Annotated in this window: 30 protein-coding genes; 18 read left to right on the forward strand and 12 right to left on the reverse strand. The window is 58.8% G+C overall.

The window, feature by feature from the left end; all coding sequences use genetic code 11:
• Together AC2TAD_RS17260 and AC2TAD_RS17265 are read right to left on the reverse strand one after the other, a co-directional pair.
• Positions 1-1,443, reverse strand: coding sequence for an ATP-binding protein (locus tag AC2TAD_RS17260; protein WP_170355920.1), 1,443 nt, complete (start codon positions 1,441-1,443; stop codon positions 1-3).
• The gene (locus tag AC2TAD_RS17265; RefSeq protein ID WP_170755211.1) at positions 1,440-2,174 is read right to left on the reverse strand and encodes a response regulator transcription factor; all 735 of its coding nucleotides are present in this window, start codon (positions 2,172-2,174) and stop codon (positions 1,440-1,442) included. Before AC2TAD_RS17265 ends, AC2TAD_RS17260 begins: the two co-directional genes overlap by 4 nt.
• A gap of 219 nt (positions 2,175-2,393) precedes the next feature.
• On the opposite strand from AC2TAD_RS17265, the gene AC2TAD_RS17270 reads away from it, so the two are divergent.
• The 4 genes from AC2TAD_RS17270 to AC2TAD_RS17285 are packed head-to-tail and all read left to right on the forward strand — an operon-like array spanning position 2,394 to position 6,567.
• Complete coding sequence (locus tag AC2TAD_RS17270; RefSeq protein WP_480869111.1) at positions 2,394-3,638, forward strand: ABC transporter substrate-binding protein; 1,245 nt, start codon at positions 2,394-2,396, stop codon at positions 3,636-3,638.
• Positions 3,639-3,696: 58 nt separating this feature from the next.
• Positions 3,697-4,569 carry a carbohydrate ABC transporter permease gene (locus tag AC2TAD_RS17275; RefSeq protein ID WP_170355925.1) on the forward strand — a complete coding sequence of 291 codons (873 nt, stop codon included), beginning with the start codon at positions 3,697-3,699 and terminating at the stop codon, positions 4,567-4,569.
• The gene (locus tag AC2TAD_RS17280; RefSeq protein ID WP_180885230.1) at positions 4,562-5,467 is read left to right on the forward strand and encodes a carbohydrate ABC transporter permease; all 906 of its coding nucleotides are present in this window, start codon (positions 4,562-4,564) and stop codon (positions 5,465-5,467) included. Before AC2TAD_RS17275 ends, AC2TAD_RS17280 begins: the two co-directional genes overlap by 8 nt.
• A 5-nt stretch (positions 5,468-5,472) precedes the next feature.
• Positions 5,473-6,567, forward strand: a complete 1,095-nt coding sequence (locus AC2TAD_RS17285) for an ABC transporter ATP-binding protein (protein ID WP_480869112.1) — start codon at positions 5,473-5,475, stop codon at positions 6,565-6,567.
• Between the two features lie 72 nt (positions 6,568-6,639).
• Here the strand turns inward: AC2TAD_RS17285 and AC2TAD_RS17290 are convergent, their stop codons facing one another.
• Positions 6,640-7,248 (reverse strand): MlaC/ttg2D family ABC transporter substrate-binding protein, encoded by a 609-nt coding sequence (locus AC2TAD_RS17290; protein WP_170355932.1) that lies wholly within the window; start codon positions 7,246-7,248, stop codon positions 6,640-6,642.
• Positions 7,238-8,035, reverse strand: coding sequence for an MlaA family lipoprotein (locus tag AC2TAD_RS17295; protein WP_480869113.1), 798 nt, complete (start codon positions 8,033-8,035; stop codon positions 7,238-7,240). Before AC2TAD_RS17295 ends, AC2TAD_RS17290 begins: the two co-directional genes overlap by 11 nt.
• A gap of 315 nt (positions 8,036-8,350) precedes the next feature.
• Between AC2TAD_RS17295 and AC2TAD_RS17300 the strand changes: the two genes are divergently transcribed.
• From AC2TAD_RS17300 to AC2TAD_RS17315, 4 genes are read left to right on the forward strand one after another with little or no spacing between them, the layout of a single operon-like run.
• Positions 8,351-8,806, forward strand: a complete 456-nt coding sequence (locus AC2TAD_RS17300; protein ID WP_170355934.1) for a RidA family protein — start codon at positions 8,351-8,353, stop codon at positions 8,804-8,806.
• Entirely contained in the window at positions 8,803-9,570 is a 768-nt protein-coding gene (locus AC2TAD_RS17305) for a glycerophosphodiester phosphodiesterase family protein (RefSeq protein ID WP_480869114.1), read from the forward strand. Before AC2TAD_RS17300 ends, AC2TAD_RS17305 begins: the two co-directional genes overlap by 4 nt.
• 45 nt (positions 9,571-9,615) lie before the next feature.
• Entirely contained in the window at positions 9,616-10,803 is a 1,188-nt protein-coding gene (locus AC2TAD_RS17310) for a GNAT family N-acetyltransferase (protein ID WP_480869115.1), read from the forward strand.
• Positions 10,800-11,093, forward strand: coding sequence for a 4a-hydroxytetrahydrobiopterin dehydratase (locus tag AC2TAD_RS17315; protein WP_170355939.1), 294 nt, complete (start codon positions 10,800-10,802; stop codon positions 11,091-11,093). Before AC2TAD_RS17310 ends, AC2TAD_RS17315 begins: the two co-directional genes overlap by 4 nt.
• On the opposite strand, the gene AC2TAD_RS17320 is transcribed toward AC2TAD_RS17315, so the two are convergent.
• The 4 genes from AC2TAD_RS17320 to AC2TAD_RS17335 all read right to left on the reverse strand — a co-directional run bounded on the left by AC2TAD_RS17320 (position 11,090) and on the right by AC2TAD_RS17335 (position 12,619).
• Entirely contained in the window at positions 11,090-11,401 is a 312-nt protein-coding gene (locus tag AC2TAD_RS17320) for a hypothetical protein (RefSeq protein ID WP_480869116.1), read from the reverse strand. The two genes, AC2TAD_RS17315 and AC2TAD_RS17320, sit on opposite strands and share 4 nt — an antisense overlap.
• Before the next feature lie 28 nt (positions 11,402-11,429).
• The gene (locus tag AC2TAD_RS17325; RefSeq protein WP_480869117.1) at positions 11,430-11,777 is read right to left on the reverse strand and encodes an EF-hand domain-containing protein; all 348 of its coding nucleotides are present in this window, start codon (positions 11,775-11,777) and stop codon (positions 11,430-11,432) included.
• A 10-nt stretch (positions 11,778-11,787) separates the two neighbouring features.
• On the reverse strand, positions 11,788-12,033 hold the full coding sequence (locus AC2TAD_RS17330) for a glycine zipper 2TM domain-containing protein (RefSeq protein WP_480869118.1): 246 nt from the start codon (positions 12,031-12,033) through the stop codon (positions 11,788-11,790).
• 100 nt (positions 12,034-12,133) lie between these two features.
• The gene (locus AC2TAD_RS17335) at positions 12,134-12,619 is read right to left on the reverse strand and encodes a redoxin family protein (protein ID WP_480869119.1); all 486 of its coding nucleotides are present in this window, start codon (positions 12,617-12,619) and stop codon (positions 12,134-12,136) included.
• 99 nt (positions 12,620-12,718) lie between these two features.
• Between AC2TAD_RS17335 and AC2TAD_RS17340 the strand changes: the two genes are divergently transcribed.
• The 4 genes from AC2TAD_RS17340 to AC2TAD_RS17355 are packed head-to-tail and all read left to right on the forward strand — an operon-like array spanning position 12,719 to position 15,314.
• Entirely contained in the window at positions 12,719-13,930 is a 1,212-nt protein-coding gene (locus AC2TAD_RS17340; RefSeq protein WP_480869120.1) for an NAD(P)/FAD-dependent oxidoreductase, read from the forward strand.
• Entirely contained in the window at positions 13,927-14,484 is a 558-nt protein-coding gene (gene rsmD / locus AC2TAD_RS17345) for a 16S rRNA (guanine(966)-N(2))-methyltransferase RsmD (protein WP_480869121.1), read from the forward strand. Before AC2TAD_RS17340 ends, rsmD begins: the two co-directional genes overlap by 4 nt.
• Positions 14,477-15,112, forward strand: a complete 636-nt coding sequence (locus tag AC2TAD_RS17350) for an HAD family hydrolase (RefSeq protein ID WP_480869122.1) — start codon at positions 14,477-14,479, stop codon at positions 15,110-15,112. Before rsmD ends, AC2TAD_RS17350 begins: the two co-directional genes overlap by 8 nt.
• Positions 15,113-15,134: 22 nt before the next feature.
• Positions 15,135-15,314 (forward strand): hypothetical protein, encoded by a 180-nt coding sequence (locus AC2TAD_RS17355; RefSeq protein WP_170755222.1) that lies wholly within the window; start codon positions 15,135-15,137, stop codon positions 15,312-15,314.
• On the opposite strand, the gene map is transcribed toward AC2TAD_RS17355, so the two are convergent.
• Entirely contained in the window at positions 15,302-16,114 is an 813-nt protein-coding gene (map, locus tag AC2TAD_RS17360) for a type I methionyl aminopeptidase (RefSeq protein WP_170755223.1), read from the reverse strand. The two genes, AC2TAD_RS17355 and map, sit on opposite strands and share 13 nt — an antisense overlap.
• 304 nt (positions 16,115-16,418) lie before the next feature.
• On the opposite strand from map, the gene AC2TAD_RS17365 reads away from it, so the two are divergent.
• The gene (locus tag AC2TAD_RS17365; protein WP_480869123.1) at positions 16,419-16,730 is read left to right on the forward strand and encodes a hypothetical protein; all 312 of its coding nucleotides are present in this window, start codon (positions 16,419-16,421) and stop codon (positions 16,728-16,730) included.
• Here the strand turns inward: AC2TAD_RS17365 and sfsA are convergent.
• On the reverse strand, positions 16,723-17,424 hold the full coding sequence (sfsA, locus tag AC2TAD_RS17370; RefSeq protein WP_480869124.1) for a DNA/RNA nuclease SfsA: 702 nt from the start codon (positions 17,422-17,424) through the stop codon (positions 16,723-16,725). The genes AC2TAD_RS17365 and sfsA overlap by 8 nt on opposite strands.
• Positions 17,425-17,475: 51 nt before the next feature.
• On the opposite strand from sfsA, the gene AC2TAD_RS17375 reads away from it, so the two are divergent.
• The 4 genes from AC2TAD_RS17375 to AC2TAD_RS17390 are packed head-to-tail and all read left to right on the forward strand — an operon-like array spanning position 17,476 to position 20,389.
• Positions 17,476-18,198: a competence/damage-inducible protein A gene (locus AC2TAD_RS17375; protein WP_480869125.1), complete on the forward strand. Its 723-nt coding sequence runs from the start codon at positions 17,476-17,478 to the stop codon at positions 18,196-18,198.
• Positions 18,195-18,902 (forward strand): GNAT family N-acetyltransferase, encoded by a 708-nt coding sequence (locus tag AC2TAD_RS17380; protein WP_480869126.1) that lies wholly within the window; start codon positions 18,195-18,197, stop codon positions 18,900-18,902. The genes AC2TAD_RS17375 and AC2TAD_RS17380 overlap by 4 nt, the downstream gene beginning before the upstream one ends.
• 15 nt (positions 18,903-18,917) lie before the next feature.
• Positions 18,918-19,490 (forward strand): peroxidase-related enzyme, encoded by a 573-nt coding sequence (locus tag AC2TAD_RS17385; RefSeq protein WP_353392798.1) that lies wholly within the window; start codon positions 18,918-18,920, stop codon positions 19,488-19,490.
• Positions 19,487-20,389, forward strand: a complete 903-nt coding sequence (locus AC2TAD_RS17390; protein ID WP_480869127.1) for an OmpA family protein — start codon at positions 19,487-19,489, stop codon at positions 20,387-20,389. The genes AC2TAD_RS17385 and AC2TAD_RS17390 overlap by 4 nt, the downstream gene beginning before the upstream one ends.
• A gap of 51 nt (positions 20,390-20,440) precedes the next feature.
• On the opposite strand, the gene AC2TAD_RS17395 is transcribed toward AC2TAD_RS17390, so the two are convergent.
• Positions 20,441-21,346 (reverse strand): LysR family transcriptional regulator, encoded by a 906-nt coding sequence (locus tag AC2TAD_RS17395; protein WP_170355969.1) that lies wholly within the window; start codon positions 21,344-21,346, stop codon positions 20,441-20,443.
• Positions 21,347-21,573: 227 nt separating this feature from the next.
• On the opposite strand from AC2TAD_RS17395, the gene AC2TAD_RS17400 reads away from it, so the two are divergent.
• The gene (locus AC2TAD_RS17400) at positions 21,574-22,014 is read left to right on the forward strand and encodes a DUF4399 domain-containing protein (RefSeq protein ID WP_480869128.1); all 441 of its coding nucleotides are present in this window, start codon (positions 21,574-21,576) and stop codon (positions 22,012-22,014) included.
• 39 nt (positions 22,015-22,053) lie between these two features.
• Here the strand turns inward: AC2TAD_RS17400 and AC2TAD_RS17405 are convergent, their stop codons facing one another.
• A complete protein-coding gene (locus tag AC2TAD_RS17405) occupies positions 22,054-24,081 on the reverse strand; it encodes an FAD-dependent oxidoreductase (RefSeq protein ID WP_480869129.1) in 2,028 nt (675 codons plus the stop codon).
• Positions 24,082-24,125: the final 44 nt, after the last annotated feature.

The raw sequence follows: 24,125 nt of genomic DNA on the forward strand, positions 1-24,125 counted from the left end.
TCAGTGCCGTGTAATCGTCAATCGGGCGCGCAACCCCTGATCTCCGGCCTCAAACCGCAGCGCGCCGCCATGCTGTTCCGCGACCGTCGCGGCAATGGTCAGACCCAGGCCGAACCCGTCTGACGACCCTGTATTGGTTCCGCGCTGGAAAGGGGCCATCAGAGCTTCGATATCCTGAACCGACAGATCGGTACCCTTGTCCTCGACCGTGATCGTGGCAGAATGCGCGTCGGTTTCAAGCTGGACCTCGGCATGGCGGCCGTATTTCAGCGCGTTGTCGATTAGGTTGGTCAAGGCGCGTTTCAGCGAAATCGGTCTGGCGGTGACCAGCATGCGCCGCGCTTCCTGCAAGGTGCCGTGCCCGCGCCGGGACATGAAAACGGATGGCGCACCTTCAACCGCAACAGGATCAATGTTCTGCAAGGTCACGGGGCGATCCATATCCTGATAGTCGTCGACAACCGACTCGACCAGGGATGTCAGTGAAATCTGACGAGGCTCTTCGACACTCAGTTCGGAGCGCGTGTATGTCAGGACACTTTCGATCATGCCTGTCATCTGATCCACATCCGCTTCGAGCTTTTCACGCAGTTCGTCATCCGCGATGAGCGCAGCGCGCAATCGGACTCGGGTTGCAGGGGTTCCCAGATCATGGCTGACGCCCGAAAGGACAGTGGCACGTTGTTCCAACTGAGCGCGCTCGGCATCGAGATGGGCGTTTACGGCAGACACGATGTCCCGCAGCTCGGTCGGGCCATCTGCGTCGTAACTATCGGGTCCTCCGCGCCTCCGACGGTCGCGCAGGGCATGGGCAAACCGGGTGAACGTGTCAGACACATTACCAACCGAGGTCAGGATCACCGCCAGCGCTACGATTCCCAGCAATATCGCAGGCAGGCGTAGATCGGTCGGGGCCGCGCCGCACCCCCAGATACCGGTTCCGTCCACGCGGTACCATGGCCCACGTCCAAACTGCGCGATCAGGATCGGCTCGCTGCAATAGGTGGCCAGCAATCGTGTCAGGTTACCCATCTTCTCGGGCCCTGTCTGATCGCTACGCGAGACGATATCTGACACCGGATAGACTAGACGATCGGACAGGATCGCCAGCGTCAATTCACGCCCGTTGAGCGGCGCTGAACTGTCGGTCAGGATCGAAAGGTTGGTCAGGAACCGACGGCCCGAAGACCCAGGCAATTGCTGGAACTCTCCCTTATCGGCCAGGACGGCATCCGCCGGTGACAAGGGCGTAATGGACAGCGGGGCTGCTGGGGCCATTCCGGTGCGCAGGTCTTCGTAAACCGTAAACCCCGCGACGAAGGATTGCGTCAGGAACTGATTCCAGGCGCGGGCCGAAGCAAACCACAGGCTGGCCGATACCAGCCCTGTTGCGAAGGCTGAGATCACCCAAAACCAGCCTAAATTGCGTAGGCGCAGCGTCATTCCTCTTGCACCGACACGTCGGCGGCAAAAACATAGCCGACGCCGCGTTCGGTGCGCAGCATCTGCGGGTCCTTCGGGTTGACTTCGATCTTTGACCGCAACCGCCCGACCAGCATGTCGATGGCGCGGCCCTGCGCCTCGGGTTTGTCGGTGCCGCCGGTGACATCCAGCGCGGCGACGATCTCATCCCTTGTCAGGGGGATATGCGGATTGGCCAGCAAAACCTTGAGCAACGCCGTCTCACGTTGTGACAGCGCCACCAAATAGCCCTCGGGCGAATGCACCTCATCGCGTTTGCCATCATAGAGCCAGCCGTCAAAGCGGAAGCTGTGGATGCGGCGGCGGTAGGCCAGTGACGATGACCGCCGCGCCCGTTGCATCACCGCCCGCACGCGGGCCAGCAGAAGCTGAGGGTTGAAGGGTTTGGCGATATAGTCATCGGCCCCGACTTCATACCCCGCCATGCGCTGATGGTCGGCTGAGAGGGCCGAGACCAGAATGATCGGCACATCCTGTTCGGCGCGCAGGCGGGCGCAGATCTCGACGCCGTTTTCATCGCCCAGCATCACGTCCAGCAGGATCAGGTCGATGCGGCCGGTGTTCAGGTGGCTGCGGATTTCATTTTCAGAACTGGCGGGCAGGGCGATGAACCCGTTCTGTTGCAGGAACTGGGTCATCATCGCCCGCATCTCGGGGTCGTCATCCACCACCAAAAGTCGCGGGATACTCACGCGGTTTGTCCTCCCAGTCACTGTTCCTCCGATATCGTCAATTGTAACGAACGGAAACAGATTCAATGTCAACGTAACACGCGGTAACAGAAGCGGTGAAAAATTGGGCTGATGCACGGGTTTGGCGCGGATTCCAAGTTGCCAGACGGCCTGTGCGCCCCAGTATGGCCGACATCGCTGCTGCGGCAGTCACTTCGTTCTCTAGGGAGGAGACAAGAAATGAAACGTTTTGCATTTGCCACCGTATCGACGCTGGCTGTTGTGGCCGGATCGTCGGTGTTGGCGGGCCCCCAGGCAGAAGTTCTGCATTGGTGGACATCGGGGGGCGAGGCCAAGTCGGTTGCCGTCCTGCAAGAGGAATTCGCGGCCAATGGTGGCAGCTGGACCGATATGCCCGTGGCCGGTGGTGGCGGTGATGCCGCGATGACCGCGTTGCGCGCTCGCGTTCTGTCGGGCAACGCGCCAACGGCCGTTCAGTTGAAAGGCCCGGCCATTCAGGAATGGTATGAGGAAGGCGTGCTGGCCGACATCTCATCCGTGGCAGAGGCCGAAGGTTGGGCAGACGTTCTGCCCGCCTCAATTGCGGGCCATATGAAATGCGAGGGCACGTGGTGCGCCGCGCCTGTGAACGTACACCGCGTTGACTGGATCTGGGCCAACGCCGACGTTCTGGCCGCAAATGGCATCGAGATGCCGACCACGTGGGACGAATTCAACGCTGCCGCGGATAAGCTGCAAGCCGCAGGTGTGATCCCGCTGGCCCATGGTGGTCAGGCATGGCAGGACGCGACCGTTTTTGAAACCGTGGTACTGGGCATTGGCGGTCCCGAGTTCTTCCAGAAAGCGCTGGTTGATCTGGACCCTCAGGCGCTGACCTCGGACACGATGGTGCAGGTGTTCGACCAGATGCGCACAATGCGCGGCTACGTGGACGAGAACTTCTCGGGCCGCGACTGGAACCTGGCCACCGCGATGGTCATGAACGGTGAGGCGGCGTTCCAGATCATGGGTGATTGGGCCAAGGGCGAGTTCCTGGCAGCGGGCAAAAAACCGGGTGAGGACTTCCTGTGCGCCTCGACCCCCGGTGACGGCTATCTGTACAATGTCGACAGCTTTGCAATGTTCGATGTGGACGGAGATGACAAGAAAGCCGGTCAGGACCTGTTGGCCAAGCTGATCGTCGCACCGAACTTCCAGAAAGTATTCAACCTGAACAAAGGCTCGATCCCGGCACGGACCGACGTGGCACTGGATGACTTTGACATCTGCGCCAACTTGTCGGCCGAAGATATGGGTTCGACCTCGGACGCAGGCTCGCTGCTGCCGTCTTATGCCCACGGCATGGCGCTGCGCGGGTCGCAGTCTGGTGCGATCACGGATGTTGTGACCGCGCATTTCAACTCGGATATGTCGTCGGCTGACGCGGTTCAGCAATTGGCGGCAGCAGTGGCTAACAGCTACTGATCCAAATCGCTCTGCCCCCTATACTGACGGGGCAGAGCATCTTTCCCCGGAGGAAATCATGTCCGAATGGCTGGAAAACCACCTGCCCAAGGTGGTGCTGGCACCGTCGTTCATTGCCGTATTGATCTTTGTCTACGGCTTTATCGGATGGACGGCCTGGGTGTCACTGACCCGATCGAAACTGTTGCCGAAATACGAGATCAAGGGATTCATCCAGTATGAACGCCTGTTTGACTCGCCCCGCTGGGATACGGCGATCAACAACTTGTATATCTTTGGCGCGCTTTTCATCATCATTGCGATGGTGCTTGGCCTGCTTCTGGCTATTCTGCTGGATCAGAAGATCCGGGTCGAAGGGGCCATCCGAACGATCTATCTGTACCCGATGGCGCTGTCGATGATCGTGACCGGCACCGCGTGGAAGTGGATCTTGAACCCCGGTCTGGGGATCGAATCCATGGTGCAGGGTTGGGGTTTCACGAATTTCGAGTTCGACTGGCTGGTGAACCCGGACTACGCCATCTACACCATCGTGATGGCCGCGATCTGGCAAAGCTCGGGCTTCGTCATGGCGCTGTTTCTCGCTGGCCTGCGTTCGGTCGATGGTGAGATTATCAAGGCAGCCCAAGTCGATGGTATCCCAACATGGCGCATCTATACGGCGATTATCATCCCGTCGATGGCTCCGATCTTCCTGTCGGCCTTCATCGTGCTGGCCCACCTCGCGATCAAGAGCTTTGACCTTGTCATCGCCCTCACGGGTGGTGGCCCCGGTTACGCAACCGATCTGCCAGCCACCTACATGTACGCCATGGCGTTCTCGCGCGGCGATATTGGTCAGGCGGCATCATCCGCGATGATCATGATGCTGGTCGTCTTTGCCATCGTCGTTCCCTATCTTTACTCAGAGCTGAGGGCGAAAAATGACTGATCTGTCGATGCCCCAATCCCAAACCGAACCTCGTAGCCAAAGTGCCGCTGGCAAGATTGCCCTGCGTTGGTTGCTCTACGTCCTGCTGGGCCTCTTTGCGCTGTATTACCTGATGCCGCTGTTCGTGATGTTGACCACATCGCTGAAAAGCCTTGAGGAAATCCGCACCGGGTCTCTGATATCGCTGCCGCGTGAGGTCAGCTTCGACGCCTGGAAGACAGCTTGGTCCGGTGCCTGTACCGGCATTCAGTGCGAAGGCCTGCGCCCCTATTTCTGGAACTCGGTCCTCATCGCGGTGCCTGCGGTGGCGATCTCGACCCTGCTCGGCGCGTTGAACGGCTATGTCGTGGCGCAATGGCGGTTCAAAGGCGCGAACATCATCTTTTCGCTGATGCTGTTTGGCTGCTTTATTCCGTTTCAGGTGGTTTTGCTGCCGATGGCGCGCCTGTTGGGTATGATGGGGATCGCCGGCACCATCCCGGGCCTGATCTTTGTCCATGTGATCTACGGGCTGGGTTTCACCACGCTGTTTTTCCGCAACTACTATGTCACCATCCCGTCCGAGCTGACCAAGGCCGCACGCGTCGATGGGGCCGGGTTCCTGCGGATTTTCTGGTCGATCTTCCTTCCGCTGTCGCTGCCGATCATCGTTGTGACCGTGATTTGGCAGTTCACGCAGATCTGGAACGACTTCCTGTTCGGCGTGTCCTTCAGCCAGGCGGGCACGCAACCCGTGACCGTGGCACTGAATAACATCGTAAACTCCACCACCGGCGTCAAAGAATACAACGTCGACATGGCCGCCGCGATCATCGCGGGCCTACCGACGCTGCTCGTCTATGTCGTTGCCGGTAAGTATTTCATCCGCGGCCTGACCGCCGGTTCTGTGAAGGGATAAGACCCATGGCACCCATCCTTGATATCAACAAACTCTATAAGAATTACGGTGCGACCGAGATTCTGAAGGACATCAACATCTCGATCGAGCCGGGCGATTTCCTGGTGCTGGTTGGCCCCTCGGGCTGCGGCAAGTCCACCCTGCTGAACTGCATTGCGGGGTTGGAGGAGATCACTGGCGGCACCCTGTCCATTGGTGGCAATGACATGACCCATGTCAGCCCCAAGGACCGCGACATCGCGATGGTGTTCCAGTCCTACGCTTTGTATCCGACCATGACCGTGGCCAAGAACATCACCTTTGGCATGAAAGTGCGCGGGGTCGATCAGGCAACGCAGGATGCCAAGCTGAAAGAGGTCGCACAGCTGTTGCAGATCGAACCACTGCTGAACCGCCGCCCAAGCCAGTTGTCAGGTGGACAGCGTCAGCGTGTGGCCATGGGTCGGGCGCTGGTGCGCGATCCCAAGCTGTTCTTGTTCGACGAACCGCTATCCAACCTCGACGCCAAGCTGCGGGTCGAGATGCGCACCGAGATCAAGAAACTGCACCAGACGCTGGATGCGTCGATCGTTTATGTCACCCACGACCAGATTGAGGCGATGACGCTGGCGACCAAGATCGTTGTGTTGAAAGGTGGGGTGGTGCAGCAGATCGGCACCCCGGCCGAGATCTACAACAACCCGGCCAATCTGTTTGTGGCGGATTTCATGGGCTCACCCGCGATGAACCTGATCCCGGCACAGGCGCGCAAGAATGGTTCGGGCACCCAGATCGCCATCGCGCGTGAGGGTGGCGACCTGCTGTTGACGGATTCGCGTGATCTGGCCCTTCCGCAGGATGTGATCCTGGGTCTGCGTCCCGAGGACATAGCTGAGGCCGGGTTCCGCGCAGGCGACGGGGTGCAAGAGGCTGAATGTCTTGTCGATATGGTCGAACCTGCAGGGGCCGACACCTATGTGGTCTCGGAGCTGGGCGGCAAGCAGGTCACGGCGCGTCTGCACGCGGAAACCAGCGCGCAGGCGGGGAAACCTCTGAACCTCGCCTTCGACATGAGCAAAGTGTCGTATTTCGCCAAAGAAACCGGCGAGCGCTTGAACTAAGGGTGTTCAAGCGCCAACAAAAAAAGCGCCGCGCGATGGGGGTCGCGCGGCGCTTTTGTCATGTGAACCCGATCAGCTCAGCTTGTTCTGCTTCATGTCCTTGATCAGACGGTTCAGATCGCCTCCGCGCGCGTCCAGCAGCGCGCCAACTTCGGTGCGCTCGGTCAGCAGCATGTTCACCCCTTCGATGAACATGTTGAAAAACCGGTCACGGCCCGATTTGTCCGACACCAGGAACGTCACCTCGAACGGGGACGAGCCCTGAAGTTTAACCGAGGTGCGCACCTCATACCCTGCTTTGATCTTGCGGGCGTTGCGCACGGTGACCTGACCGCCGATGAATTCACGGAATCGGCGGCCATATTTGTTCGAGATATAGCCCTGAAAGGCGTCGGTGAATTGTCGCAGCTGCGCCGGGCTGGCAGATCTGCCATCGGCCCCCAACACGTAACGTGCCATAATTGGTACGTCGGCATATTGCGCAAAAATCTTCTCGAAATCGCGGATCATCGACTTTTCGGACTTGCCCGAGGCGATCACGCGGTTGATATCGTCCACCACACTGACCACCAGCGCCTTGGCGCTGGCTTCGGTCTGGGCGTAGGCGGGCAGGGCGGCCATCAAAACACCGGCCAGGCCAGTGGCGACAAATCCGCGTCGATTTAGATGGTTATTCAGCATAGGGGTCCTCGTAGGGGTCTAGGTAGGGGTCCCTGACAGGGTCGGTTCCGATGTCTGCGTAGGGGTCGTCATATAGGCCCAGATAGGCGTCTTCATCGTCTCGCGCCAGTTCAAACCGGCGGTTTTGCAGGTAGATGGTCTGTGACTGCGCATAACTGTCGGCGCTTTCATACAGGATCGAGTCGACCGTATCCGAGAACCGACCCCGATCCCCGGCGCGCCGCACAACCTCGGCATAGACGCCGATATTGTCGATCGGGCGCACAGGCGAAAAGTTGATCGGGTTCGAGAAAAGATTGACCACAACACCAATTGCGTCGCGCTGGGTCGATGGGCCGTATAGTGGCAGTTCCACATAAGCGCCTTCTCCGACACCCCAGACATGCAGTGTCTCGCCAAAGTCGGTGTCAACCGGCGGCAGGTTCAACTCGTCCGCAGGTTTGGATAAGCCTGCCCCGCCAACGGTAGTATTGATTGCAAAGCGTAGCAGGGCATTGCCTGACTGTTTCAGATTTCCCTGCAACAGATAGTCCAGCGCCTGCCCCGGCATGGTCAGGTTTTCCGCGAAATTGCTGAAACTGGTCACAACCGGATCGGGGAAGATCTTCACATAGCCTTTCGAGGCGGGACGGAACAGAAACCGGTCAACGCCCAGATTGAACTTGTGGATACCCCGATTGTTTCTTTCGTAAGGGTCAAACACCTCACCCGGAGGGGTGCCTTCCGGCGGGCGTGTAGCGCAGGCGCCGAGAGTAGCCACTAGGGACAGGAGGATAAGGGGCCTCAAGCGGATTTTGCTTAGCACGGTCTTTGCCACTCCAACACGTCAGGAACGAATGCGCCTGAACGTTCAATCAATACTGCCTTTGGCCGTTTCTAACGGCGCAATTCAATGTCACATAGGTGTTTCACAAATCTATTGAAACAGCCAGCGTGTAACCCGGTTAAGAGGTCAAGGTAAAGTGACACGAGTTCAACACTAAAGAATAAGAGAAGTCATGCTTACAGCACCATTGACGCTTAATTCGGCGGTTTGGTGCTTTTCGAACCGGTCTTTCCCGGTTAGCGTCCGACCGACTCGAATTAAGGTGAGGACCATCACATGAGCATTGCAGCAAAACTGGACAGCATGGGCGTTACACTGCCCGACGCGCCGGCACCGGCGGCCAACTATGTGCCTTTCGTGCGCGTTGGTAACATCGTCTATGTTTCGGGGCAGATTTCGAACGATGGTTCGATGATCATCGGCAAGCTGGGCGATGACATGGAGGTCGAGGCTGGTGCAGCAGCCGCCAAAGTGTGTGCGATCAACCTGCTGGCGCAAGTCAAAGCGGCATGTGGCGGTGATATCGACAAGCTGGTGCGGGTGATCAAACTGACAGGGTTCGTGAACTCGACCCCTGATTTCACAGCACAGCCACAGGTCATCAACGGCGCGTCGGACTTTCTGGTCGAAGCGCTGGGTGAGGCTGGTCGCCATTCGCGCTCGGCTGTCAGTGCTGCGGCGCTGCCTTTGGGCGTGGCTGTTGAGATCGAAGGTATTTTCGAGGTCGCATGACACCCGCCTTGCCTGACGTGTTCCTGCAGGCTCCGATCGCGCATCGGGCATTGCACGACCTCTCGGACAACCGCCCGGAAAACAGCCGGGCGGCCATTCGCGCGGCTGTCGAGGCCGGATATGGTATCGAGATTGACCTGCAACGCACCAGCGACAACCGGGCGATGGTGTTTCACGACTATGACATGACCCGTCTGACGGGCCGTTCTGGCCCGATTCAGCAAATCTCGGCGGCCGAGGCGCAGACGACGCAGCTTTTGCATGCCGCAGACGGTATCCCGACGCTGGACGAGGTGCTTGAGATCGTGGCCGGGCAAGTGCCTCTGCTGATCGAATTGAAAGATCAGGATGGCGCGATGGGCACTGATGTTGGCCCTCTGGAGCAAGACACCGTGCGTGCTTTGCAGGGCTATGACGGGGCCGTGGCGCTGATGTCATTCAACCCTAATTCCGTCGCCGAACTGGCACGAATTGCCCCCCATCTGCCGCGCGGCATCACAACCTGTTCGTATCAGCCCAAGGTCGAACATCTGCCGCAAGCAGTCTGCGACCATTTGCGTAGCATTCCCGATTTCGAACGGGTCAGCGCCAGTTTCATAAGTCATGAGGCTGCAGACCTGGCGCGTCCCCGTGTGGCCGAGTTGAAGGCGCAGGGTGTGCCGATCCTGTGTTGGACCATCCGCTCGCCCGAACAAGAGGCAGAGGCCCGCAAGGTTGCCGATAATGTGACCTTCGAGGGGTATTTGGCCGCCCACCCGGGTTGAACCCCACCCCATCCGTCACAGATAAAGACAAGACGCGGAGGGCACATGGATCAGGCGCAAATCGAGGTTCGGGTACTGGGGTCGCTTTCGCAAATCCCTGCTGCAGAGTGGGACGGTTGTGCCTGTCCCGAGGCTGCGGATGGCGGTCGCCCACTTGATCCGTTTACCACGCATCGGTTTTTGTTGTCGCTGGAGAACAGCGGCTCGGTCGGGCGCGGGTCAGGCTGGCAACCGCAATATCTGACCGCGTATCTGGATGGAATGCTGATCGGCGCGGCCCCGTTGTATGCCAAGTCGCATTCGCAGGGTGAGTACATCTTTGACCACAACTGGGCGCACGCTTATGAGAATGCGGGCGGGCGCTATTACCCCAAGCTTCAAATTGCGGTGCCCTTCACACCCGCCACGGGGCGACGGTTTCTGGTGCGGCCGGGGTATGAGGGCGTTGGCCTGTCGGCCCTCGTACAAGGTGCGGTGCAACTGGCGGCGGATAATCAGGTCTCATCCATCCACGCGACCTTTTGCACCGAGGCCGAGGCCGAAGCGGGTGAAGAAATGGGCCTGATGGTGCGTCATTCGCAACAGTTTCACTGGCTCAATCATGACTATGCGGATTTCGACGGGTTTCTGGCGGCGCTCTCGTCGCGCAAACGTAAGAATATCCGTAAGGAACGTGCGCAGGCCTGTAGATTTGGCGGCCAGATTCGCACCTACACGGGCGATGACCTACGGCCAGAGCACTGGGATGCGTTCTGGCGGTTTTATCAGGACACTGGGTCACGTAAGTGGGGGGTCCCCTATCTGACCCGTCAGTTCTTTGACATCGCTCATGAAACCATGGCCGACGACATGGCGTTGGTGCTAGCTGAACGGGATGGATATCCAATTGCAGGTGCGTTGAATTTCATCGGGCGCGAGACGCTTTATGGCCGCTATTGGGGCTGCATCGAACATCACGCCTGCCTGCATTTCGAACTGTGTTACTATCGGGCAATCGATATCGCCATTGCGCAAGGCTTGTCACGGGTCGAGGCGGGCGCGCAGGGGGAACACAAGCTGGCCCGCGGTTATCTGCCAACGCGCACGCACAGTCTTCACTGGGTCAACGACCCTGGTTTTTCCGACGCGATCCGAAAATATCTGGACGCCGAGGCCCGCGCAGTGGGAGAAGAGATCGAGATTCTGACGGATTACGGCCCGTTCAGAAAAGCGAACCCGGAGGAACAGCAATGACCGAACTTTTGTCAACGGAAACGCGCGGCCCCCTTCTGGACCCTCTGTTTCAAAATGGCTGGACAATGGTGGAAGGCCGGGACGCAATCACCAAGACTTTCATCTTCCAGGATTTTGTCCACGCCTTTGGCTGGATGACCCAAGTGGCCATCTTTGCCGAGAAATGGAACCATCACCCCGAATGGTTCAATGTCTACCGTACGGTCGAGGTGACCTTGTCTACCCATGATGTGGGTGGATTGTCGGCGCTGGACGCAAAGCTGGCCCGAAAGATGGACAGTCTGGTTTAACCCCGGTCGCTTGCCGAGCCGACGCCACCCGCTAGCGAGGCAGCCACACCCATTTGCCGGAATTCATCAGGCGTTACAGTGCCACTGCTCACGTCGATATTTTTCGGGATGCGAGTTTCTCGAAGGCCATTCGATCGCACCGACCGCGCCGCCGGGTTAATGTCTAGACACCGCGTGTCATAACAGGTCAGCCCGCTGGTGTTTATTTGTATCCGCTGCTGACCATCCGGTCCGGTTACAATCGGCGCTTGCGGCACGTCACACGCTGCAAGCAAAGCCAGAACACCCAGAGAAATCCATTTTTTCATAGCGCGCTCCTGTCGGGTTGGGGCGGTCCTAGTCCAACTGACCATTCCTGTTTTTGTCGGCAGATGAGAAATCCTCAGTCATCTGCGCATCATATTCTGGTCGAGAGATAACGTTATCCCGATTGCGGTCAACGCTTTGAAATTGCTTTATGTCCAGAAAGGGTTTGGCTTCCTCCAGACCCAGCGTGCCACTCTTGTCCTCATCCATCGCCTGAAATGCATAGTCTGAAAAGGCGTTGAACTCGTCTTTGGACAGAAAACCGTCATTGTTGGCGTCGATGGCTTTCAGTTCGTTCTCATGCAGCTCTGCCACGGTTTCGGCCACACTGGTGTCGGCCAACAGTGTCAGGCCAAGTGTCAAAATCCCAAGTCTCATGATGTCCTCCTCAGCACGCGAATTTCTGACCTTCGATCCCGCCGACGGCAGCCCCTGCTGCTGTCAGGATCGTTTTGCCGGACCCGCCGCCAAACTGATTGCCGATGACGCCACCCAATAGCGCGCCGCCGACCGTGCCGCTGAGGCAGGCGATCTCATGCTGGCGGGCGGCTTGTTGTTGGGGTGTGGGGGCCGGACCGCACGCGGCCAGTGCGCCTGCCGTGCCCAGACATAGGGTAATGGACTTGACCTTCATAAAAGAACTCCCTGAACAACTAGGCCGAGTATTTGCCGTTCAGAGTTATCTATCAAGTTAAATAGGGCAAAGGCCCCGACAGAACCGGGGCCAAACCGGATCAGATGACGTCCAAAAGGCCCTCACCAGCAGAGATTTCGCATGCGCCGGGGCTTTCTTCCAGGTTCAGCGCGGTGACTTTGCCATCCTCGACCAGCATCGCATAGCGTTTCGAGCGCGCGATCAGCCCGGCCGGCGGAGCGTCGAAATCCATACCGATGGCCTTGGTGAACTCGGACGCGGCATCCGCCAGCATGGTCAGGCCCGCATCGGACGCGCCTGTGGCCTCGCCCCAGGCTTTCATCACGAAGGGGTCGTTGACCGACAGGCAGATGATTTCGTCCACGCCTTTGGCATCGAACTGATCCTTGGTGCGCATGAAGCTGGGCACATGAGCCGAATGGCAGGTGGGCGTGAATGCACCGGGGACGGCAAAGATCACCACTTTGCGCCCGTTTGTCTTGTCGGAAATCCGAACCTCTTCAGGGCCTTCAGCGCCCATCTGGGTCAGTGTGGCGTCGGGCAGCGTATCACCTGTTGAAATCATTTTTGTGCTCCTGTCGTTTGGATTTGCAGAGTCGGGCTCAGCCGCAATATAGGTGGTCGCGTGGAGGAGACCACGGGAATTCGACAGGGTGAGGGGAAGATGAGCCATATTGTCGTGATCGGTGCCGGGCAGGCGGGTGCATCGCTGGTGGCGCGGCTGCGCAAAGACGGGTTTGAGGGCGACATCACCCTGATCGGGGCCGAGCCGCATCTGCCTTATCAGCGCCCGCCCTTGTCCAAGGCTTATCTGCTGGGCGAGATGGAGCTGGAGCGCCTGTTCCTGCGCCCCGAGAGCTTTTATGCCGAGAACAACATTACTCTGCGTCTGGGCCAGCGCGTGACTGCGATTGATCCGCAAGCCAAGACCGTGTCGCTGGGTGATGAGGTCATTTCCTATGACGAACTGGCCCTGACCACCGGATCCGATCCGCGCCGCCTGCCTGCTGCGATTGGTGGTGATCTGGCGGGCGTACATGTGGTGCGCGATCTTGCCCATATCGACGAGATGGAGCCGCGCGTGACCGACGGCGCCCGCGCGCTGATCGTGGGCGGTGGTTATATCGGGCTCGAGGCGGCTGCGGTCTGCGCCAAGCGCGGGGTCAAGGTGACCCTGGTCGAGATGGCCGACCGCATCCTGCAACGGGTCGCAGCGCCTGAGACCAGCGATTATTTCCGCGCGCTGCATTCCGGATACGGGGCCGATATCCGTGAAGGCGTCGGGCTGGACCGTCTGCTGGGCGAAGATGGTAAGGTGACAGGCGCAATTTTGACCGATGGCACCGAGATTGCCGTTGATTTCGTCGTGGTCGGCGTGGGCATAGCGCCCGCGACTCAGCTGGCTGAAATGGCAGGGCTGGAGCTGGACAACGGCATCAAAACCGACGCCCATGGCCGCACCTCGGATCCGTCGATCTGGGCGGCGGGCGATTGCGCGTCTTTCCCGCATGGCGAAGGGCGTATCCGTCTGGAGAGCGTACCCAACGCCATTGATCAGGCCGAGATCGTGGCCCAGAACATGCTGGGCGCGGCCAAGGATTACACCGCGACGCCGTGGTTCTGGTCGGATCAGTATGACGTCAAACTCCAAATCGCCGGTTTGAACACCGGCTATGATCGCGTCGTGACCCGGCAGGGAGAGGGCGCAACCGTGTCCTTCTGGTATTACAAAGGCGATCAACTGATTGCGGTGGACGCGATGAACGATCCGCGCGCTTATATGGTTGGCAAACGCCTGATCGACGCAGGTAAAACCGCCGATCCCGCCGTGGTGGCCGACCCGAATGCGGACCTGAAACCGCTGCTCAAAGCGTGAGGATTATCGCCGGAGAATTCCGGGGCCGGGCTTTGGCCTCGGTCGGTAAGGGGGATGCGGGGGCGCATTTGCGGCCTACGACGGACCGGGTGCGCGAAAGTTTGTTCAACGTCCTAAGTCACCAGATTGATTTTGACGGGCTGCGCGTGCTGGACCTGTTTGCAGGCACCGGCGCATTGGGGCTTGAGGCACTGTCGCGCGGTGCGGCTCATGTGACCTTCGTGGATGACGGGCGCGTGGCACAGGGGCTAATCCGCAAGAATATCGACCTGACCCGCTGTACTGACCGAACCCAGTTGATCCGCCGCGATGCAACCCGGCTGGTTGAAAACACCAGCGCGCCTTATGATCTGATCTTTCTCGATCCGCCTTACGGCAAGTCGATGGGCCAAAAGGCTATTGCCGCGTTGTCCGGCTGGATCGACGATGACGCCCTCATCGTGTGGGAGGAAAACGCCCCCATGCAGCCGCCCGAAGGGTTCACCCTGCAAGATAGCCGCAAATACGGCGATACGCATATCACGCTGATGTGGAAGGGCGATACGGATGCATGATCTGGTGATCTTTGACTGCGATGGCGTGCTGGTGGACAGTGAGCCGCTGTCCAATCAGGTGCTGGTCGAAAACATTTCACGTTATGGGCTGGACCTGACTCTTGAAGACAGTGTGGGGTTCTTTCTTGGCGGCACCATGACCGGGGTGCGCGACAAAGCTCGTGCGCTGGGCGCGGATCTGCCACAGGATTGGGTCGATGAAGTCTATGCAGAGACTTACGCGCGTCTGCGCGGCGGAGTGGACCTGATGCCGGGTGTTGCCGATCTGCTGGCCACGCTGGACGCGCGCGGTGTTCCCTTTTGTGTTGCCTCAAATGGCAGTCCGGACAAGATGCAGATCACACTGGGCCAAAACGGACTGTGGGACAGGTTTCGGGATGTGGCCTTCTCGGCCCATGTTCTAAAGGTGGCGAAACCCGATCCAACCCTGTTTCTGACGGCGGCTGAACAGTTTGGGGCGAAAGCTCCCGTCGTGATCGAGGACAGCCCTAGCGGCGTCACCGCCGCAATGCGCGCCGATATGCGCTGTCTGGCTTATGCGCCACAGGGCGGAGGGCAAAAACTGGTCGATCTGGGGGCCGAGCTGTTTACGGATATGGCTCAAGTTCCGGTGATTTTGGGACTCTGACCGGGATGTGGTAAGCTGCGGTATGGATCGCGCACTCACCCCTCCGTTCTGGGCACCTTCGCAGGATGCCGACACCTCAACCAGCCCCGAGCGCAAGCCCTTGCGTGCCCCTGTGTTCATCCATGACGCCGTCATCCCGTGGCGGGATGAAACTTTGTTGCTGAAACTGCTCCGCGATCAGGCGCTTGATCAGGACGAATAGGTTGGGTGGAACATATCGCCCGGTGACAGGGTGAAAATCTCGACCCCATTGGCCGTTACACCCACCGAGTGTTCAAACTGCGCTGACAACGACTTGTCGCGAGTCACGGCGGTCCAGTCATCGGCCAGCGTCTTGGTCTCGGGTCGGCCCAGATTGACCATCGGTTCTATGGTGAAGAACATGCCCTCTTCCAGAACGGCACCGGTGCCGGGACGGCCGTAATGCAACACGTTGGGCGGTGCGTGGAATACACGCCCCAGACCGTGACCGCAGAAATCGCGCACGACGCTCATCCGGTGCGCCTCGACATAGGCCTGAATCGCGTGGCCGATATCACCGAAGGTATTGCCGGGCTTGACCATCTCGATGCCCTTGAACAGGGCGTCATGGGTCACTTGAATCAAACGCTCGGCTTTGCGGGGCAGCTTACCGGCCACATACATGCGTGAGGTGTCGCCAAACCAGCCATCCACAATAACCGTGACGTCGATATTCAGGATATCGCCGTCTTTCAGCCGCTTGTCGCCGGGAATGCCGTGGCAGACAACATGGTTTACGCTGATGCAGCTGGCGTGCTGATAGCCCTTGTACCCAATGGTTGCCGAGGTCGCGCCCGCGTCCTCGACCATCTGGGTGATCAACCCGTCAATCGCGCCGGTGGTCTGGCCCGGGAACACATGCGGGGCGATATCATCCAGAATCCGTGCAGCCAAGGCTCCTGCCGCATGCATGCCGGCAAAGTCACCCTGTTCATAGATGCGGATACCGTCCTTGGTCAGGCGGCCACGATGCTCTTTCATCGACGCTAGGCTCCAAATGTTTCGCGCAGCACTTTGTTTACGCTGCTTGTGCAGAAAGTTCCAGAGGGCGATGGGTCGCGGGTTTGCAGATCAATAGAAATGGTTTGATACTGCAGAAATTCAAGCATGCCTGCAGTTTAGATGCAATTGGATTGGCAGTCGGCGGGTAATTTCGCGCGATCTTGTGATCTGCGCACCCGCAGAATGACGATAGAGTCATGCCGCGCAACAAAGGACACGACGTTTGAAAAGAAACCTGATCCTTGCCCTTTGCGTCCTTGCCGGGTGCCGAGAGGAGGTGCAGATGCTGTCCGCGGATGACCTGTCCGCTTTGTTGACAACGGACCGCAAAATCGCGTTTCAGCGGTTTCATATCACCGGATCCGCCCGGATACATAGCGACGGCGGATTTCAAATCCGTGTGCCGCAGCTGGGGCAGGACACTGGTGATTGGTGGTTGGAAGGGATTGAAATTTGCAGCCGTTGGGCCACTTTCCGACAGGGCCGCAAGCTGTGCGCGGTCGTGGGACTGGCAGAAGATGGCACTTATCGCGGGTTCAATCCGCAAACCGGTGCATATCTGGGCGAATTCCGGTTCTCTGGTTTAGTTATGTGATTTGCCAGTCTTTGCCTGCGTCGACCCAAACACCTTGGGGCGAAATCGTCGTGCCGCAGATCAGCCGCTCCACTCCTCTAGCGGCTTCAAAAGCTGCCACATAGGCGGGATCGATGTCTGCAGCCAGAGCAAACCTGCCGCAATCGGTGCGCTGCACCAGATACAGCATGATTGCCCGATGTCCTTGTGTTGCCATCTCAGCCAACTCGCCCAAATGTTTGGTGCCACGCGCCGTGACGCTATCGGGAAACTCGGCCAGACCGGGTTGGCGCGACAAGGTAACGCTTTTGACCTCGACATAGGCGTCGGGCAGGCCGGGTTGGGTCAGTAGAAAATCAACGCGGCTGTTTTGTCCGTATTTGACCTCGGGCCGTACGGTTTCATAGGCAGCCAAAGCCGGGATGTCACGAGCCTGCAGTGCGGCGCGCAAGGCTTTGTTGGGAACGGATGTATCCACCCCGGTGAAATGCCCGTTTTCATGGTCGACCAGCCGCCAGCCGTATTTCAGCTTTTTCTTCGGGTCGTCATTGGGTTCCAGCCAGATTTTCTGGCCAGGCTCCGCTAGCCCCATCATCGAGCCCGGATTGGCACAATGGGCAGTCACCTCGCGCCCGTCTTCCAGCTGGCAATCGGCGAGAAAGCGTTTGTAACGGCGGATCAGGTGGGCGGGGACAAGAGGGGTTTCAAATCGCATGTCCCACGGCCTATACCTGCCCGTAGGGTCGATCAAGAGAGGGTATGCGCCATGGCCAATCCAACCGCTGCAATGCTGGTGATCGGGGATGAAATCCTGTCGGGCCGCACACGCGATGCCAATATGCACTATCTAGCCGGTGAGCTAACCAAACAAGGCATCGACCTGAAAGAGGTGCGCATTGTCAGCGACGACGCTCCGGCGATCGAGGCGGCCATCAAAGCGTTGGCGGACGCACATGACCATGTTTTTACCAGCGGTGGAATCGGCCCGACACATGACGATATCACTGCCGATTGCATCGCACGGGCCTTTGGTGTGGCCATTGATGTGCGCGCTGACGCCCGGGCTCTGCTTGAAGCACATTATAAAAATTCCGGGTTAGAGCTGAACGCGGCTCGCTTGCGCATGGCACGCATCCCGGATGGCGCGACCCTGATCGACAACCCGGTATCGACAGCACCCGGTTTCACGATCGAGAACGTGCATGTCATGGCCGGGGTGCCTTCGGTGTTTCAGGCCATGGTGGCCAGCGTTTTGCCGGGCCTGACCGGTGGAAGCCCGCTACTGTCTCAGACGCTGCGCGTCAATCGCGGCGAAGGCGACATCGCGGGGCCTCTGGCCGTCTTGGCTGCTGATTTTCCAGATTTGGCGATTGGCAGCTATCCATTTCAGGTCAACGGTGTCTTCGGTGCCAATATTGTCGTCCGAGGCACCGATGGGCCGCAAGTCGATGCCGCAATCACCCGGCTTGCGAAAGAGCTTCAGCTTTGACGCGCTGGGCCAGTATCGTTGACGGCACATGGCCTGCCGCACGGTACGAACGGCTTGGGCCGTTTCAACTGCGCGAAGGGCAGGGCGGCGGTTCTCGTGTGTCGGCAGCCAGTGCTCTTGGACCGGCGACCGAGGCACAGATCGACTCGGCCGAGACGGCGATGCTGGCGATGGGTCAGAAGCGCATCTTTTGTTTGTGGCCCGGCGATGAGGTGCTTGATCGGCAACTCGAGAACCGAGGCTATGAGGTTCTGGACCCCGTTAATATCTATTCCTGCCCGGTTGGTCATTTGACGGATATCCCGATTCCACGTGTGACAGCCTTTGCCATCTGGGATCCGCTGGCCATCATGAATGAGATCTGGGCCAAAGGCGGGATCGGACCTGCGCGATTGGCCGTGATGGCTCGTGCTACGGGGCCGAAAACGGGTCTGCTAATGCGGCGTTCGGATCAACCCGCAGGTACGGGTTTTGTCGCCATGCATGACGCTATTGCCATGGCCCATGCGTTGGAGATCCTGCCCGATCATCGTCGCCACGGGCTGGGAAAATGGGCGATGCGTGCAGCTGCGTTCTGGGCGCAGGAACAAGGCGCGCAAACCCTAAGCGTAATCTGCACCAAGGCAAATGCTGGGGCCAATGGTCTCTATCAGGCACTTGGAATGGAGATCGTCGGAGAATACCATTACCGTCAGTGTATCTAAGGAGAACAGCCTGACGTGACCGACCATCCTCTGCCGACTGCGCTGAATTTACCGATGGCTGATCCTCTGCCACCCGAAACGCAGAGGTATTTCGATATCTGCGTCGAAAAGCTGGGATTTGTGCCTAACGTGTTGCGGGCCTATGCCTTTGATGTCGACAAGCTGAACACCTTTACCGCCATGTATAACGATCTGATGTTGGCCGATAGCGGGTTGTCCAAGCTTGAACGTGAGATGATTGCAGTGGTCGTTTCGGCAATCAACAAGTGCTTTTACTGCCTTGTGGCGCATGGGGCTGCGGTGCGGCAGATGTCGGGCAACCCCCAACTGGGTGAGATGCTGGTGATGAACTACCGGGTCGCGCCTCTGGACGCGCGGCAACGGGCGATGCTGGACTTTGCGGTCAAAATGACAACCGCCAGCGCCGAGATCGAGGAGCCCGACCGCCAGCTTTTGCGCGACGTGGGATTCAGCGATCGCGATATCTGGGATATCGCCAACGTCACAGGCTTTTTCAACATGTCAAACCGGGTCGCCAGCGCAACAGCGATGGCTCCGAATGACGCGTATCACGCGCAGGCCCGATGATCCGCCGCGCGGTCCTGATATCCATGTTGCTGGCGGGGTCGGCGGTGGCGCAGGAAGTTGCTTTGCCGTCGGGGTCGCGTCTGGTGAGCGATCGCACCAGTGCACTGGACAGTTATAACATGCCCATCGGTCGCTTTGAATCGGGCAAAGTCCCAGATCGCGTGATTGAAGGCCGGGTTGAGCGGTTGACTTGGCGATTGCAATCCGGGTCCAGTACGACGCTGCAGATACTGGCGCCCCTGCGTCAGCAAGTCGTGGATCAGGGTTTTGACATAGCATTCGAATGCGAGGCGATTACCTGCGGTGGCTTCGATTTCCGTTTTGGCACCGAGGTCGTACCCACGCCCGACATGTATGTGGCCATTCAGGACTATCGCTTTCTGTCCGCCACACGCGGCGAAGAGGCCCTGAGTCTGCTGGTCAGCCGTACCCCCCCCGATGGCTATGTGCAGATGATCCGCGTGACGCCTGTGGATGCACCCGAACCGCCTGCGCTGGTTGTCGAAGAAACGGTAAATCAGGCCGGTGGTCTGCTGTCTGAGCTGGAGCAGAACGGTCATGTCATTTTGGACGACCTGCATTTCAGAACCGGAGAGATTACGCTGGGCGAAGGTCCGTTTCCGTCGCTGGGGTTGATTGCGGCCTATATGTCCGAAAATCCTGATGTTCGGCTGGCGCTTGTCGGGAACACCGACGATACAGGCACGCTCGAGGCGAATATCTCGGTCAGCACGGGGCGGGCGCAGGCTGTCCGGGTCCGATTGATCGAGGGTCATGGCGTTGCGGGAAGTCGTCTTGAAGCCCGCGGGATTGGGTATCTGGCACCGATGACAACGAACGCGACGCCAGAAGGCCGTGATCAGAATCGAAGAGTTGAGGCAGTCCTGCTGGTGAATTGAAAAAAAGGCCCGCACTTTCGTACGGGCCGTTCAGTCTTCACCGGGGAGAAATTACCAATCCATTGGTCCTCTGTCCTTGAAGGACTCGACCAGGAAATCAATGAATGCACGTACTTTGGGTTGCGTAAAGCGACCAGGCGGATAGACCGCAAAGACACCCTGAACCTCGTCTGGCAAAGATGGCATCGCGTCCAGAACTTTGCCGGATTTCAACGCACTGGCATAAAGGTAGCTGGGCAAATGCGCGATCCCAAGGCCCGAGATCGCCGCGTTCAGCAGAGACTGCCCATCATTCACGCTCAACCAGCCGGCGGTCCGAACCTGACGCTTTTCGCCCGACGGGGCGGTCAGCTTCCAGACATTGCCCGAAGACTGGCTGGAATAGTGCAGCAGCTTATGTTCGTTCAGGTCATCAATCTTCTGCGGCAAGCCGTATTTTTCCATATAGCTTGGCGCAGCAACCATTCGTTTCACGGTTTCTGTTAGTTTGCGTGCGCGCAAGGTGCTGTCTTCCAGCTCTCCGATACGCACCGCGACGTCGAAACCCTCCGAGATCAGTTCAACGTAGCGGTTGTTGAGGACCATGTTGACGGTGATATCGGGATAAGCTGACAAAAACTCGGACAGAACCGGTGACAGGTGATTGACGCCGAAATCGGTCGCCACACTGATCCTGAGCAGGCCGGACGGAGCGGACTGCATTGACGTAACCAACGCATCGGCTTCGCCTGCGTCATTGAGCACCCGACGGGCACGGTCGTAATACGCAAGGCCAATCTCGGTCGGTGAAACACGGCGCGTTGTGCGGTTTAAAAGGCGTGCGCCCAAGCGCGCCTCCAAGCTCGAGACGTGCTTTGACACGGCCGATTTGGAGATGCCCATTTTTTTCGCCGCATCAGTGAAGCCACCCTGGTCCACCACGTTGGCAAAGGCTTCCATTTCGGTCAGTCTGTCCATTCTCGTTCCCCAGGTCTTTTCGTTTCAACCAGTTTGGCCAGCAATCTGGGCGGAAACAGGGCATATTCGGGATAATAAAAGGGATTTAAAACGGATCGTTCGAATATAGGAAACGTGGAAACGGTGGTTTCTTAATTCGCCACAAACCCAATAAACGCTGGGTTTTATGGGGATCAAGGCAAATATGCTAAGATGAGAATGGCAAATTTGTGACCAAGGAGGAGATTATGAAAGCCTTTTTTTCCATCGCTGCTCTGATGTTTTCTGCCAGCATCGTTCTGGCCGCAGGAGAGACCCCATCGAACCCAGATGCCGAGGTTTATTTCGTTAATCTGTCCGACGGTGATTCCGTGCAGTCCCCAGTAACAATCGTCTTTGGCCTGAACGGCATGGGTGTGGCGCCTGCCGGGACAGAGGTCGAAAGTACCGGCCATCATCACCTTCTGATTGACCGTCCGCCTCTGGGGCAGGGCGAGGATGGCGCGGATGAGCTGGCCTATGGTCTGCCCGCAGATGACAACCACATCCATTTTGGCGGCGGCCAAACCGAGGTGACGCTTGAGATGGCCCCTGGTGAACACACGCTGCAGCTGGTGCTGGGCGATGCGGGGCATGTGCCCCATAATCCGCCCATCGTCTCCGAGGTGATCACAATCACCGTCGAATAAAAGCAAGTCGGGCCCCGCAACGAGGCCCGGCTTGCCGCTTTAGAAACCAGCCGCTAGTCGTGTACCCTGATTGATTGCGCGTTTGGCGTCCAGCTCTGCCGCAACATCCGCGCCGCCGATCACATGCGGGGTGATGCCGCGTTCGATCAGCGCATCCGCGAGGCTGCGGTCCGAAACCTGACCGGAACACAAAACAATCGTATCCGCCGCGATCACGGTCGGGTCGGCACGCTCTTCGCCAAAGCTGACATGCAGGCCGTCATCGTCGATGCGTTCATAATTCACGCCGCCGACGAAATTGACGTCCTTCATCTTCAGCGTGGCGCGGTGGATCCACCCGGTTGTTTTACCCAGGCCCTTGCCATGCGCTTGCTTCTTGCGCTGCAGCAGAGTCACCTGGCGCGCAGGCGCGGCGGGTTGCGGGCCTTCTGGGGCCAGACCGGCGCGATGCTCGGCGGGGTCGGTGACGCCCCATTCCTTCATCCAGGCAGGCAGGTCAGTAGTAATGCTGTGGCCGTCCTCCAGCAGGAATTCGGACACATCGAACCCGATACCACCCGCGCCAATCACGGCGACGGATTTGCCGACCTCGGCCTTGTGGCGCAGCACGTCAATATAGTCGATCACGTTGTCCCGATCCTGTCCCGGAATCTGCGGGTCGCGCGGGGTGACGCCGGTGGCAATGACCACCTCGTCAAAGCCGGTCAGGTCGTCAGCCGTGACTTCGCGGTTCAGTTCGACCTTTACCCCAAGATCAGCGATCATGGTGCGGAACCAATCGACCAAACCCCAGAACTCTTCCTTGCCGGGCACCTGTTTGGCCATGTTCAGCTGGCCGCCAATTTCGCTTGCGCGGTCGAACAGGGTAACGTCATGGCCGCGCTGGGCGGCGGTCATTGCGGTGGACAGACCCGCGGGGCCTGCACCGACGATGGCCACGGTTTTGCGGGTCTCGGCGGGTTCGATCACCAGCTCGGTCTCGTGACAAGCGCGCGGGTTGACCAGACAGGATGTCAGCCTGCCGCTGAACGTATGGTCCAGACAGGCTTGGTTACAGGCAATACAGGGCGCGATCTTGGCCGCGTTGCCGTTCATCGCTTTGGCGACGAAATCCGCATCGGCCAACATCGGGCGGGCCAAGGAAACCATGTCAGCACATCCGGTCGACAGAACTTCTTCTGCGACTTCGGGCGTGTTGATCCGGTTCGAGGTGATGACCGGAATGCTCACCTTGCCCATCAGCTTTTTCGTCACCCAGGCAAAGGCCGCGCGGGGAACGGATGTGGCAATGGTCGGAATCCGCGCTTCATGCCAGCCGATGCCGGTGTTCAGGATGGTGGCACCGGCCTTCTCGACCTCTTGCGCCAGTTGCACAACCTCATCATGGGTGGAGCCATTGGGCACAAGGTCGATCATCGACAGACGGTAGATGATGATGAAATCGGTGCCCACGGCCTCACGCGTACGGCGCACAATCTCAATCGGCAGGCGCATCCGGTTCTCATATGATCCGCCCCAACGGTCAGTCCGCTTGTTGGTGTGGGTCACAAGGAACTGGTTAATGAAATACCCCTCGGACCCCATGATCTCGACGCCGTCATAGCCTGCCTTTTGGGCCAGCTTGGCGGCGTTGACGATATCGCTGATCTGCTTTTCGATCCCGTCTTCATCCAGCTCATTGGGGGGGAAGGGTGAGATGGGCGATTTCACCGGGCTGGGGGCCACGCATTTAGGACCATACGCATAGCGGCCCGCATGCAGGATCTGCATGGCAATCTTGCCGCCCGCCTCATGCACGCGCTGCGTCACGATCGCATGTTTGGCGACCTCATCGTCATTGGTCATCATCGACGCACCCGGCAGAACCGAGCCTTCGAGGTTCGGGCCAATCCCGCCCGTCACCATCAGCCCAACTTCGCCGCGGGCACGGTCGGCATAGAATTCGGCCACGCGATTCCAATCGCCCGTTTCCTCGAGCCCCGTATGCATCGAGCCCATCAGGACCCGGTTTTTCAGAGTGGTAAAGCCCAGATCCAGCGGGGCCAGCATGTTTGGGTACGCAGTCACGGCGAACTCTCCCTCTCGGTTGTGTGAGCGTTAGATTGACGTTC

The sequence above is a fragment of the Ruegeria sp. HKCCD7628 genome (genome assembly GCF_057221005.1).